Origin of the sequence: Actinomadura luzonensis, assembly GCF_022664455.2 — a bacterium.
Lineage (GTDB): Bacteria > Actinomycetota > Actinomycetes > Streptosporangiales > Streptosporangiaceae > Nonomuraea > Nonomuraea luzonensis.
On record NZ_JAKRKC020000001.1, the window covers coordinates 1,312,978 to 1,325,045 of the forward strand.

At 75.6% G+C, this 12,068-nt stretch carries 8 protein-coding genes; 5 read left to right on the top strand and 3 right to left on the bottom strand.

What is annotated here, in order from left to right; genetic code table 11:
- Positions 1-18 precede the first annotated feature (18 nt).
- Positions 19-765: a 3-keto-5-aminohexanoate cleavage protein gene (locus tag MF672_RS06225; RefSeq protein WP_242381355.1), complete on the bottom strand. Its 747-nt coding sequence runs from the start codon at positions 763-765 to the stop codon at positions 19-21.
- 74 nt (positions 766-839) lie between these two features.
- Between MF672_RS06225 and pafA the strand changes: the two genes are divergently transcribed.
- From pafA to MF672_RS06240, 3 genes are all read left to right on the top strand, one after another.
- Positions 840-2,198, top strand: coding sequence for a Pup--protein ligase (gene pafA, locus MF672_RS06230; protein ID WP_247815184.1), 1,359 nt, complete (start codon positions 840-842; stop codon positions 2,196-2,198).
- A 123-nt stretch (positions 2,199-2,321) separates the two neighbouring features.
- Entirely contained in the window at positions 2,322-3,761 is a 1,440-nt protein-coding gene (locus MF672_RS06235; protein WP_247815185.1) for a cytosine permease, read from the top strand.
- 5 nt (positions 3,762-3,766) lie between these two features.
- On the top strand, positions 3,767-4,273 hold the full coding sequence (locus tag MF672_RS06240; protein WP_242384005.1) for a hypothetical protein: 507 nt from the start codon (positions 3,767-3,769) through the stop codon (positions 4,271-4,273).
- Between the two features lie 34 nt (positions 4,274-4,307).
- Here MF672_RS06240 and MF672_RS06245 read toward each other — a convergent pair whose 3' ends face one another.
- Positions 4,308-7,052 carry an ATP-binding protein gene (locus MF672_RS06245; RefSeq protein ID WP_247815186.1) on the bottom strand — a complete coding sequence of 915 codons (2,745 nt, stop codon included), beginning with the start codon at positions 7,050-7,052 and terminating at the stop codon, positions 4,308-4,310.
- A 196-nt stretch (positions 7,053-7,248) separates the two neighbouring features.
- Between MF672_RS06245 and MF672_RS06250 the strand changes: the two genes are divergently transcribed.
- The gene (locus tag MF672_RS06250) at positions 7,249-10,533 is read left to right on the top strand and encodes an AfsR/SARP family transcriptional regulator (RefSeq protein ID WP_247815187.1); all 3,285 of its coding nucleotides are present in this window, start codon (positions 7,249-7,251) and stop codon (positions 10,531-10,533) included.
- Between the two features lie 80 nt (positions 10,534-10,613).
- Here MF672_RS06250 and MF672_RS06255 read toward each other — a convergent pair whose 3' ends face one another.
- On the bottom strand, positions 10,614-11,063 hold the full coding sequence (locus MF672_RS06255; RefSeq protein WP_242380468.1) for a hypothetical protein: 450 nt from the start codon (positions 11,061-11,063) through the stop codon (positions 10,614-10,616).
- A gap of 124 nt (positions 11,064-11,187) precedes the next feature.
- Here MF672_RS06255 and MF672_RS06260 point away from each other — a divergent pair, with 124 nt between their 5' ends.
- Positions 11,188-11,691, top strand: coding sequence for a CAP domain-containing protein (locus MF672_RS06260; RefSeq protein WP_242380466.1), 504 nt, complete (start codon positions 11,188-11,190; stop codon positions 11,689-11,691).
- The last annotated feature ends 377 nt before the right edge of the window (positions 11,692-12,068 follow it).

The following is a 12,068-nucleotide window of genomic DNA, read 5'->3' on the forward strand; positions in this document are numbered from 1 at the left end:
GCCGGGCTGCGGTGAGTCTCATGGTGAGAGTCGTGGGCGAGAAGGGACGGACGCTGCGCGGATCTCGGCGTGCGCGGCTCGGATCAGGGCGGCGTTGCTGGTGGCGGGGGTCCCGTCGGGCAGCAGGAGTACGTCCTCCAGGCCGATGCGGGTGTCAAGACCGCGGGCGGCCGCGAGGCGCAGGACCGTCCAGGCCGCCGTCTCCTCGCCGTGGAGGAGGATCGGCAGGTTCGCGCCGCTGAGCTCGTTCAGCAGGGTGCCGGCGGCGGCGGGTGCGGTCCGCGGGTCGGTGTCGGTGACCTCCGCCAGGACACGCAGCACACGGTGGCGTCGCGGCCAGGCGAGGAAGCGTCCGGCGGCCGGCGTCCCGGAGTAGATGCCGGCTTCGATGCCGATGCCGCGTTCCAGCAGCGCGTCCGCGACCGTGGCGGCGCCGTCCTCGTGCCAGTTCACGGAGGCGTGGTCGGGCAGCACGCTCCAGGCGCGGACGAGCGCGGCACGCCGCCCGGCGTCCGGCGACGTCCACGCCCCGGTGGTGACCCCGACGGGGACGGCGGGGACGGCCGCCCGCACGGCGGCGACCGCCGCGCCGACGTGCTCGGGGTCGAGGGTGTCCGCGCCGTCCTGGTCCTTGGGGTGGAGGTGGATGTCGCGGGCCCCGGCCTCGACGGCCTCGCGGGCGGCCGCCGCCAGCTCCTGCGGGGTGACGGGGAGATGGGCCGACTCGGTACGGTTCCTGGCGCCGTTCAGGCAGACCTGCAGCATGGGGTGCATCGTCTCAGAAGCACGCGTGACGTCGTGATCCCCCGTCACGCGGGTGGGGAGAGTAGTGTGAGGCGGTGGACCGACGTATTTTCGGGCTGGAGAACGAGTACGGCGTCACCTGCACCTTCCGGGGTCAGCGCAGGCTGTCACCCGACGAGGTGGCGCGCTATCTGTTCCGGAAGGTCGTGTCCTGGGGGCGGTCGAGCAACGTCTTCCTGCCCAACGGCGCCCGCCTCTACCTCGACGTGGGCAGCCACCCCGAGTACGCCACCCCCGAGTGCGACAGCGTCGTGGAGCTGGTCACGCACGACAAGGCCGGGGAGCGGATCGTGGAGGGGCTGCTCGTCGACGCCGAGAAGCGGCTGCGCGAGGAGGGCATCGCGGGCGACATCTACCTGTTCAAGAACAACACCGACTCGGCCGGCAACTCCTACGGCTGCCACGAGAACTACTGCGTGGGCCGGCAGGGCGAGTTCGGCCGGCTGGCCGACGTGCTGATCCCGTTCCTGGTGACGCGGCAGATCATCTGCGGCGCGGGCAAGGTGCTGCAGACGCCGCGCGGCGCGGTCTACTGCGTCTCGCAGCGGGCCGAGCACATCTGGGAGGGGGTGTCGTCCGCGACGACCCGGTCCCGGCCGATCATCAACACCCGCGACGAGCCGCACGGCGACGCCGAGCGGTTCCGCCGGCTGCACGTCATCGTCGGCGACTCCAACATGAGCGAGACCACGACGCTGCTCAAGGTCGGCGCGACCGACCTGGTGCTGCGCATGGTGGAGGCCGGGGTCGTGATGCGCGACCTGAGCCTTGAGAACCCGATCCGGGCGATCCGCGAGGTCTCCCACGACATGACCGGGCGGCGGCGGGTGCGCCTGGCCAACGGGCGCGAGGCGTCGGCGCTCGACATCCAGCAGGAGTACTTCACCAAGGCCAAGGACTTCGTGGACCGGCGCGGCGGCGACGCCGTCGCGCACCGCGTGCTGGAGCTGTGGGAGCGCACGCTGCGCGCGGTGGAGACCGGCGACCTCGACCTGGTGTCGCGGGAGATCGACTGGGTGACGAAGTACCAGCTCATCGAGCGCTACCGCAAGAAGTACGACCTGCCGCTGTCCTCGCCGCGGGTGGCCCAGCTCGACCTGGCCTACCACGACGTGCACCGCAAGCGCGGCCTGTACTACCTGCTGCAGAAGCGCGGCTCGGTGGAGCGGGTGACGTCCGACCTGAAGATCTTCGAGGCCAAGTCGGTGCCGCCGCAGACCACCCGGGCGCGGCTGCGCGGCGAGTTCATCCGCAAGGCGCAGGAGAAGCGGCGCGACTTCACCGTCGACTGGGTGCACCTGAAGCTGAACGACCAGGCGCAGCGCACGGTGCTGTGCAAGGACCCGTTCCGCAGCGTCGACGAGCGGGTGGACAAGCTCATCGCCAGCATGTGACGCCCCGGTCCGCTTGCCCGGGTGTTGCGCCTCGCTTGCTCGCCGCCCGCAAGCCCGCCGTCCACCCCCGGGCAACAGGCGGGGCCGATCGTGGTCGGGACCGCGATCGGGAGGGGTGCCGTCATGGCGCAGCGCATGGAGATCGAGCAGCACGGCGTGTCGGCGATGCCGGAGCATCGCCGCACCGCGCGGCCCGTGACCGTGATGTGGGTGCTCGTGGGCTCGAACCTGTCGCTGAGCGCGACGGTGTTCGGCTGGCTGCCCGTCACGTACGGGCTGAGCTGGTGGCAGATCGTCGCGGCGGCCACCGCTGGCACGGCGCTCGGCCTGCTGCTGGCGGCGCCGCTGGCGCTGCTGGGGTTCCGGGCCGGGACGAGCAACACGGTGGCCGCGGGCGCGCACTTCGGCGTGCGCGGCCGGCTGGTGGGCTCGCTGATCGGGCTGCTGCTGTCCCTCGGGTACACGGCGGTGGCGATCTGGACGGGCGGCGAGGCGGTCGTGGTCGTGCTCGCCCGGGTGAGCGGGACGGCGCCGGGAGAGGCGGCGCGCGCGGCGGCGTACGCGGGGATCGCGGTGCTGGTGGCGGCGCTCGCCGTCGGCGGGTTCGGGCTGATCTCGCGCATCAGCGCGGTGCTGGTGGGGCCGATGGCGCTGGTGCTGGGCGCGGGGGTGGTGGCGTACGCGCCCGGCTTCGACCCGTCGTGGTCGGCTCCCGGCGGCCCGGACGGCGCGCCGGCCTGGATCCTGGCGCTCGTCACGGCCGGCATCAGCGGGCCCGTCGCGTACGCCACGATCATCGGCGACTACACGCGCTACCTGTCACCCCGGCGGCACAGCGCGGCCGGTGTGGTGTGGTCCTCGGCCGCCGGGCTGTTCGGCGGGCTGCTCGCGCCCACGCTGTTCGGCGCCTTCGTGGCGATCTCGACGCGGGCGGAGGGGTCGTACCTGGAGAGCGTGGCACGGGCGGCGCCCGCCTGGTACCTGCCGCTGCTGCTGTTCGCGGGCGTCGCCGGATGCCTGGGGGCGGCGGGCGTGCCGCTCTACAACATGGGGCTGGAGCTGCACGGCCTGTTCCCGCGCACGTCCAGGACGGCGGGGGCGGCGGCCGCGGCGGCGATCACGCTCGGGCTGGTGTTCCTCGGCCGTTCCACGGTGGGGGTGGAGCAGGCCGTGACCGGGTTCGTCGTGGTGCTGACCGTGGTGGCCACGCCGTGGGCGGTGATCGCGCTGATCGGGCACGTGCGCTGCGGGCGGGTGTACGACGTGCGGGATCTGCAGGTGCACAACAAGAGCCTGTCGGGCGGCCGGTACTGGTACGCCGGCGGCTGGAACCTCCGGGCCTGCGCCGCCTGGCTGGCCGGGGCCGCCGCCGGGCTCCTGGACGCCGACAGCCCCCTCTACACCGGCCCGCTCGTCGCGCTGACCGGCGGGCTCGACGTCGGCTACCTGCTGTCCGCGCTGGTCTCGGCCTGCGTCTACCTGCTGCTCGGCACCGGGCACGTGGCGGGCGAGCCGATCCCGGACTGGCGGCAGACCTACCTCTGGCCCGCGGTCACCCGATGAGCCTCATGGACTACACCAGAGCCACCCGGCTGTGCCCGGTGCGCGGCCTCGACGACCGCCTGCGGGCGGCCGTCACGGAGTACGCCGCGCAACAGCTCCTCGGAGACCTGGCGGAGACGGCCGAGATCTGCTGCGAGACCCGCAGCGTCCCGGTGCGGCCGCCGGGCGGGGCCCGGCGCGGCCTGCTGAACGGGCTGTCGGGCGCGTTCCGGGCGGCCGGGCTGGAGATCGGGCCGTTCACGACGGCGGCCGTCGTCACGACGGGCGTGATCGTGATCGCCACCGTCACCGACCGGGGCACGCAGGTGCGGCTGGGGGCCAGACTGGCGGAGGCGTCCCTGAGCGTCGTGGACCCGGCGCGGTACGGGCGGGCCACGGGAGTCGACGTGCAGGCGCGCTGGTTCGGGTCGCCGGAGGCGAGCTCGTACCTGCTGCCGCTCGACACCGGCGCGGCCGGGCAGGCGTTCCTGGCGCGGCTCCGCGAGCTGACCGCCGCGGCAAGGCACGGGTGAGCACGGGTGAGCACGGGTGAACACGGGCCGGCGGTCAGGCCCGGCCCGCCCCGGCGTCCTCGCCGAACCGGACCGCGAGCTGCGTCCGGCCGCGTACGCCCAGCTTGCGGTAGGCGCTGGACAGGTGCGTCTCCACGGTCTTGACCTCGATCACCAGCTCCTCGGCGATCTCCCTGTTGGACCGGCCGCGCGCCGCGAGCGCGGCCACCCGCGCCTCCGACGGCGTCAGCCCGTACGGCTCGGCGGGCCGGGCCGGCTGCGCCGCCGTTGCGGCCCAGCCGGGCGCGCCCAGCTCGGCGAACAGCTCGGCCGCCCGCTCGGCGCTGCGCCTGGCCGCGGCCCGCTGCCGCAGCCGGCCCTGCGCCTGGGCCAGCGCCAGCAGCGTACGGGCCAGCTCGAACGGCATCCCCGCCGTGGTGAACTCCGCGCAGGCCGCGCCCAGCTCCCCCGCCGCCCGCTTGGGCGCGCCGGTGGCGGTGAGCAGCAGGCCGCGGGCCCGGCCCGCGACGCCCCTGGCCAGCGGCCGGTCGATGAGACGCGCCGACCTGGCGGCCCGGTCGGCCAGCTCGGCGGCCCGGTCGAGGCGGCCGAGCGCCACCAGCGCCGCCACGTGGTCGGACACCGCGGTCGGGCACACCACTTCGAGCGCCGCGCCTAAGGAGGTGGCCGCCTGCTCCATGGCCTCCAGGTGCCGGACCGCCTCCGCGGGGTCGCCGGCGGCCAGCTCGACGAAGCCGAGCAGCGCCCGCAGGCACAGCGCGCTCGTGCCCAGGCCGAACCGCAACGCCACGGCCAGCCCTTCCTCCGCGATCGGCCGGGCCCGGTCCGGCTCGCCGCGGTGGGCCAGCACCAGCGCCTCGGTGAACAGCGCGGACGTGGAGGGCGTGCCCGCCTCCTGCCCGGCGCGGCGGGCCAGCGCGGCCCGTTCGGCGGCGGCGTCGAGGTCGCCCGCCAGGCACTCCACCTCCGTCGCCCACATCAGCGCGGACGGGATGTACGCCTCGATGCCGGCCGCCACCGCCGCCGTGCGGACGGTGTCGAGCGCGGCCCGAGCCGCCGGCAGGTCGCCGAGCGAGCGGTACAGGTAGCCGGCCACGTGCAGGGCGGCGAACGGCGAGCGGTCCAGCGGGTTGTCGTAGCCGGGCTCGGGCACCTCGGCGGGCGGCCGGGCGGTGCGCATGAACTCGATGGTGATCATCGCGATCGTGGCCTCGTCGCGCAGCGCCGCGTCCCCGACGCGGGTGGCCAGGGCCAGCAGCTCGCGGGCGTGCCCGGCGGCGCCGGCGAGGTGGCCGACGTGCATGCGCGAGTACGCGAGGTCGGCCAGGATCGGCACGAGCAGCTCGACCGAGTCGCCCGCCTCCAGCCTGGCCTGCTGGTTCGGCACGAGCGCGCCGGCGTGGTCGCCCTCGCTGAAGATCGCCCGGTTGAGCAGGAAGAGCACCTCGGCCTTGACCGGGCCGGACGGGCACCGCTCCGCGACGTCCTCCAGCAGCGCGCGGGCCCGGGACGCGCCGCCGCTGGTCAGCAGGTTCGCGGCGGCCTCGATGCGCCGCCTGGTGGCCAGCTCGTCCTGCTCGGACGGGGTCAGCCGGGCGGCCCATTCGGCCAGCTCGCCCGCCGTGTACGGCGCCCCGCGCGCCACCGCCAGCCGGGCCGCCTCGTGCAGGGCGTCGGCGGCGGCCGCGTCGGGGCCGGTCGCGGCGAGCGCCAGGTGCCTGGCCCGCTCCTCGGGGCCGGCCGCCGTACGGGCGAGCCTGGCGTGCATCTCGCGCCGCCTGGCCGCGCCGGCCGACTCCAGGACGGCCGCGCCGTACAGCGGGTTGGTGAAGCGCGGGACCGGGTCGTCGGTGACGACGTGCCGGGCGACCAGCTCGGCCAGGCCCGCGTGCCGCGCGGGCAGCCCGTCGAGCAGCCCGGCCTGGACGCGGGAGGCGGAGGCGAGCATCAGCGCGACCTCGGCCGCCGCGTCGGACAGGCCGTCGATCGTGGTGCGCAGCAGGTGCCGCAGCCCTTCGGGGACGGGCAGGTCCGCCTCGGGGTCGGGCCGGTCGCCGAGGGTCCTGGCCAGCTCCAGCGCGAACAGCGGGTTGCCGCCGCTCGCCTCGTGCACGACCCGCAGCAGGCCGGGCCGGGGCGGGCGGCCGTACCGGGAGGCGAGGACGGCGCCGACGGCGTCGCGGTCCAGCGGGCCGAGCTCGTGGCGCTCCACCCGGTCGGGGGGCACGGCGCGGGCGAGCGGCGGCCACGACAGGTCGCCGGCGCCGGTGCGCAGCGTGGCCAGCACGCCGGCGGGCTGGTCGAGGCGGCGTAACGCGAAGCTGAGCACCGCCTCGGTGGACGGGTCGAGCCACTGCAGGTCGTCCACGGCGATGATCGGCGGCCCGTCGGCGGCGTACCGTCTGAGCAGGTGCAGCACGGCCAGTGCGACCGCCCGCTGGTCCGGCGGCGTCTCGCCGGGCGCCCGCCACAGCAGGGCGACCCCGAGCGCGGCGCGCAGCGGCTCGGGCAGCCCGCGCACCGCCGGGCTGTCCTCCTGCCCGTCGAGCAGGTCGCCGAGGCCGGAGTAGATGAGGCCGGTCTCGGCCTCCCCTGGGCGGCAGGCGAGCACCCGGCCGTGGCCGGACCTGGCGGCGGACAGCGCGGCCGTCCACAACGCCGTCTTGCCCATGCCCGCCTCGCCGCTGATCATCAGCAGGCGGGGGCCGGCGTGGCGGCGGTCGAGCCAGGCGCGTGCCGCGGCCAGCTCGGTGTCCCTCCCGAGAAGCGGTCCGCCCATCTTCTCCTGCCGTGGCAGCGCCCCCCCGCGCGGCCGGGACGTCGGGGCGTAGATCCGTCACGGCTCGTGGAGCGTAACAAATCGCCACGGGTTCAGGGGTTTCCCTGAGGACATGACGAGCCCGGCCGCCTTGAATCGTCGGCGACGATGTCACTGCCCTGCCCGGAGGTAACGCCCGGTGGCCGCAAACGTACGCGTGGCCGTACTCGGACCCGTCGAGCTCGTGGCCGGTCACCGGCGCACCGGCCTGCCGCGATCCCGCCTGCGCGCGGTGCTGGGCCTGCTGGCGCTGACGCCCGGCCGGGTGGTGTCCGTGGACCGGCTGATCGACGGCCTCTACGGCGAGCGGCCGCCGTCGGAGGCCCTGCGCACCCTGCACACCTACGTCTCCCACCTGCGCAGGGCGCTGCGCGACGCCGGCCTGCCCGGGACCCTGGAGACCCGCGCGCCCGGCTACCGGCTGGCGCTCGACCCGGGCGAGGTCGACGTGGCCGTCTTCGAGTCCGGCGTGGCGCTCGGCCGGGGCCTGCTGGCGCGGGAGGTGTCGGCGCGGGCGGCCGGCGCGCTCGCCGGCGCGCTGGAGCTGTGGCGGGGCGACGTGCTCGCCGACTGCCAGGTGCACGGCTGGGCGCACGGCGAGATCGAACGGCTCAGGGAGATGCGGCTGTCGGCGACGGAGGACGTCCTGACCGCGCGGCTGCGCCTCGGACAACACCGGGTCGCCGCCGAGCAGCTCGAACACCTCGTCGTGGAGCACCCGCTGCGCGAACGCCTGTGGGAGCTGCTCCTGACCGCCCACGCCCTGGCCGGGCGGCAGGCCGACGCCCTCGCCGCGGTCCAGCGGGCCCGCCGGGTGCTCGCCGACGAGCTCGGCGTCGACCCCGGCCCGGCGCTCCGCGAGCTGGAGGCCGCCGTGCTGGACGGCCGGCTCGCCGCCGAGGACCTGCTGCCGCCCGGCGCCGCGCCCGTCGTGCACCGGGCGCCGGCCGCGCCGCGGGCCCCGGCGGGCGTCCCGGCCGCGATCACCCGGCTCATCGGCCGCGAGGCGGACCTGGCCGAGCTGCGCGCGCTCGTCGCGGCGCACCGGCTGGTGACGCTGACCGGCATGGGCGGCGTCGGCAAGACCCGCCTGGCCGCCGCCGCCGCCACCGCCGTCGCCGGCTTGGACGAGGTGCACTTCGTCCCGCTGGCCCAGGTCGAGGACCCCGAGCTGGTCGCGCCGGCCATCGCCGACCTGCTCGGCGTGCACGCCGCGGGCGGGCACCCCGTGCTGCGGGCGATCGCCGAGGAGCTGGGGACGCGGCGCGTGCTGCTCGTCCTCGACAACTGCGAGCACCTGGCCGACGCCTGCGCCGCCGTCGCGCACTCGCTGCTCACGAGCTGCCCGTCGGTGCACGTCCTCGCGACCAGCAGGGAGAACCTGCGGGTGGGCGGCGAGCTGGTGTGGCGGGTGCCGCCGCTCGGCGCGCGGCCGTCGGCCGAGCTGTTCCTGGAACGCGCCGGGCTCGGCCCCGCCGACCGGCTGGACGACGGCGAGCGGGCCGCCCTCTCGCTGATCTGCGCCGAGCTGGACGGGCTGCCGCTGGCCCTGGAGCTGGCCGCGGCCCGGGCCAGGGTGCTGACGCTGCCCCAGATCGCCGAGCGGCTGCACGACCACTTCGCGCTGCTGACCGGCGGCCCGCGCACCGCCCCGCCGCAGCACCGGACGATGCGGGCCGTCATCGGCTGGAGCCACGCCCTGCTCGACGCGGAGGAACGCGAGCTGTTCCACGCGCTGTCGGTGTTCCCCGGCGGCTTCGACCTGGCGGCCGCCGCGGCGGTCTCGGCCGAGCCGGACGTTCTCGACCTGCTGGGACGGCTCGTCGACAAGTCCCTGCTGATCGTCGAGCCCACGCCGGACGGCGCCCGGTACCGCATGTCGAGGACGATCCGCCAGTTCGCCGCCGAGTCGCTGACCCCGGAGCGGCACGACCGGTACGCCCGGCGGCACGCCGCGTTCTTCCTGGCCTTCGCCGAGAAGGTGGAGGGCGAGCTGAAGGGGCCGGGGCTCGGCGCGGCGCTGGACCGGATCGCCGCCGAGCACGACAACCTGCGCGCCGCCTGCACGTCCGGGCTCGGCGGCGACGCGTCCGGGCTCGGCGACGCGCCCGGGCTCGGCGACGCGCCCGGGCTCGGCGGCGGGGAGACGGCGCTGCGCGTCGCGGGCGCCGTCTGGCGCTACGCCTACCTGCGCGGCCACTACTCCGAAGGCCGGCACTGGCTGGAGAGCGCCCTGCGGCACGCCTCCGGCGCACCCGAGCGGTACGTGGCCAAGGCGCTCGGCGGCGTCGCGACGCTCACCGCGTACGAGTGCGACTACGAGCGGGCCACCGGGTACGCCGAGCGCGCGCTCGCCGTGCACCGGCGGCTCGGCGACGCGGCCGGCGCGGCGGGGGCGCTGAGCATGCTCGGCGAGATCGCCCGCGAGACCGGCGACTTCGACCGCGCCCTGCGCACGCACGAGCGGGCCCAGCACGAGTACCGGGCCGCCGGGGACACCTGGGGCGAGGCCTTCCAGGCCGAGATGCTCGCCCTGGCCTCGTGGCTGTCGGGGCGCTACGCCGAGGCCAGGGCGCGGGCGCGGGAGGCGTACGACGCGTTCGTCCGGCTGGGCGACCAGGAACGCATCGGCTGGACGCTGCTCGACCTCGCCGCCTGCGACCTGTACGACGGGGATCCGGCACGCGCGCGGGACCTGCTGCTGGAGGCCCGGGCGCTGTTCGAGGAGGTCGGCTTCCCCGAAGGGCTCGGCTGGGCCGACAACCTCCTGGCGCTCACCGACCTGCCGGACCTGCGGGCGGCGGCCGGGCGGCTGGCCCGCGCGCTCGACGTCCAGCACCGGCTGGGCGATCTGTGCCGGTCGTCGAGCGTGGTCGAGGCCATCGCCCGGGTCCTGCACCTGGACGGCGCCCACGCCGCCGCCGCGCGGCTGCTCGGCGGCGCCGCGGCGATCCGCGCGGCGATCTCCGCCCCGGTGCCGCCGTGCGAGGCGGCCGGCCTCGCCGCCCTGGAGAGCGGCCTGCGTACGGCGCTCGGGCCCGCTCCTACCAGGACCGGCACGCGGCCGGCCGCCGTGCCACCATCGCCGACACCGTCGCGGCCGCCAGGTCCGCGGCCCTCGCGGCGGCGGCCGGCGGCCGGTGACTCACGCCGCGTCGCCCGCCGCGTCGCCCGCGGGGGCGCCCGCGGGGGCGGCAGGCAGGCGGCGGACAGGCACGGCGGACAGGAACCGCCGGCCGGGCGGCCTGATCCGCGCCGGCTCCTCGCCGGGAACCTCCGGCGCTTCCTGCCCCGGGACGTCCGGCTCGTCCCGCTCCTCGGGCGCGTCCGGCGGGTCGCCCAGCACCTCGGGCGCGTCCGGCGGATCCCTCCGCACCTGGGGCGCATCCGGCCGGTCGCTCCGTGCCTCGGGCTGCTCCATCGCGGGGCCTCCTTCCCGTGATCCCTCGCGGACAGGCATACGGGAGCCCGCTTGCCGGAATGTTGCGCCGCTGCTCCGGCGCCCCGCGGGCGGTTACCCGGTCACATCGGCGCCGTGCGGACCACGCACCTGGGGTCGGGGTCCTGCGAGGTGGCGAAGTCCGCCCCGAAGATCACCTGGTCGTCGACGTGGTCGGTGTTCGTGACGAGCGGGCGCCCGCCGTCCACCAGCGGCAGCGCGGTGTAGGTCGTCCCCGCCTCGACCGTGCGCTCGAACGCCCAGGCGTTCCGGTAGCGGTCCCTGATCCGCATCACGACGCGGCTCCCGGAGCCGCCGTGGTTGATGCGGAAGGTCAGCTTCTGCCAGGCGCGGCCCCCGCCGGGCAGGTTCTCGAAGGAGGCGGTCGCCTCCAGCTCGTACCGGAACGCCGTGCCGGCGTAGGTGTGGCACTCGACCTTGACCGTGGTCGCGGCCTGGGCCGGCGACGACGCCGCCAGCAGGAGCCCGCCCGCCACGACGGCCGAGCCGGCCGCCTTCGTCATCCTGTTCACTGGTTCCCCCCTGTGACACTGATCTTTCGGACGGCCACCAGCAAAACGGATCACTGTTGCGCCGGGCTGGCTTCCCGCTTGCGCGCCGCCTGTCCCGTTGTGGCGCGATCGTTAGGATGCGGAGATGCGCTTACTCCTGGGATCACTCGCCGCCGCCGCCCTGGCCACGATCGGCGTGCCCGCCGCCACGGCTCAGGCCGCCACGACGGCCGGCGCTGGGTCCGGCGCTGCGGCCGTGGGAACAGCGCGGGAGAACGAGGTCGTGCGGCTGGTCAACGTCCAGCGGGCGCAGAAGGGATGCCGGGCGGTCAGGCATCATCCACAACTCCACAAGGCCGCCCGCGCGCACTCGGCCGACATGGCGGAGCACAGATACTTCTTCAGCCGCTCCCGCGACGGCCGGTCCTTCACCGAGCGCATCGAGGACGCCGGCTTCAAGCACGGCCGCCACCTGGCGGAGAACCTCGCCAAGGGCCAGCGCACCCCGGCCATGGTCGTGGGGGCCTGGATGGACGCAGCCGGCACCAGGGCGACCATCCTGGACTGCAGGTACACCTACATCGGGGTCGGCGCGGCCGAGGACGCCGACGGCGCGATCTACTGGACCCAGGACTTCGCCACCAAGTGACCCTTCCTGAGGCGGTCCATTTCCTCGTGCAGGTCTCGTAAGCTCTGCCGATTTTTGTCGCGCGTTTTGTGGGTTGCGCTGCCGCAGGTGGGCCGGTGGACTGATGCAGGGCACAGCCCACCCACCCGCCGCGCGACCGACACCGCAGAGGCGGTCACAGGGGACAAATGCTCACAGAACGCCCACTCAGGTCATCGCGTGGCTCTCATCCGCACATGGCACGGGTGCCCCTTCTTGGTGTGCAGTGCGGCGATGGCATCGACTGCCTGCACGTCCGGTGTCCCAGTGGGTCCCAGGTGAGCGTTCGACGGGTGCGAACCATGGATGACCGCGTGAGGACGGGCGGGGGCTCTGAGATCCATCGCAAGCCGGGTGAA

Excerpts from the sequence above, each read along its gene's own strand:
- MF672_RS06225 (WP_242381355.1), bottom strand. The coding sequence starts at position 765 with ATGCTGCAGGTCTGCCTGAACGGCGCCAGGAACCGTACCGAGTCGGCC.
- MF672_RS06235 (WP_247815185.1), top strand. The coding sequence starts at position 2,322 with ATGGCGCAGCGCATGGAGATCGAGCAGCACGGCGTGTCGGCGATGCCG.
- MF672_RS06240 (WP_242384005.1), top strand. The coding sequence starts at position 3,767 with ATGGACTACACCAGAGCCACCCGGCTGTGCCCGGTGCGCGGCCTCGAC.
- MF672_RS06245 (WP_247815186.1), bottom strand. The coding sequence starts at position 7,052 with ATGGGCGGACCGCTTCTCGGGAGGGACACCGAGCTGGCCGCGGCACGC.
- MF672_RS06260 (WP_242380466.1), top strand. The coding sequence starts at position 11,188 with ATGCGCTTACTCCTGGGATCACTCGCCGCCGCCGCCCTGGCCACGATC.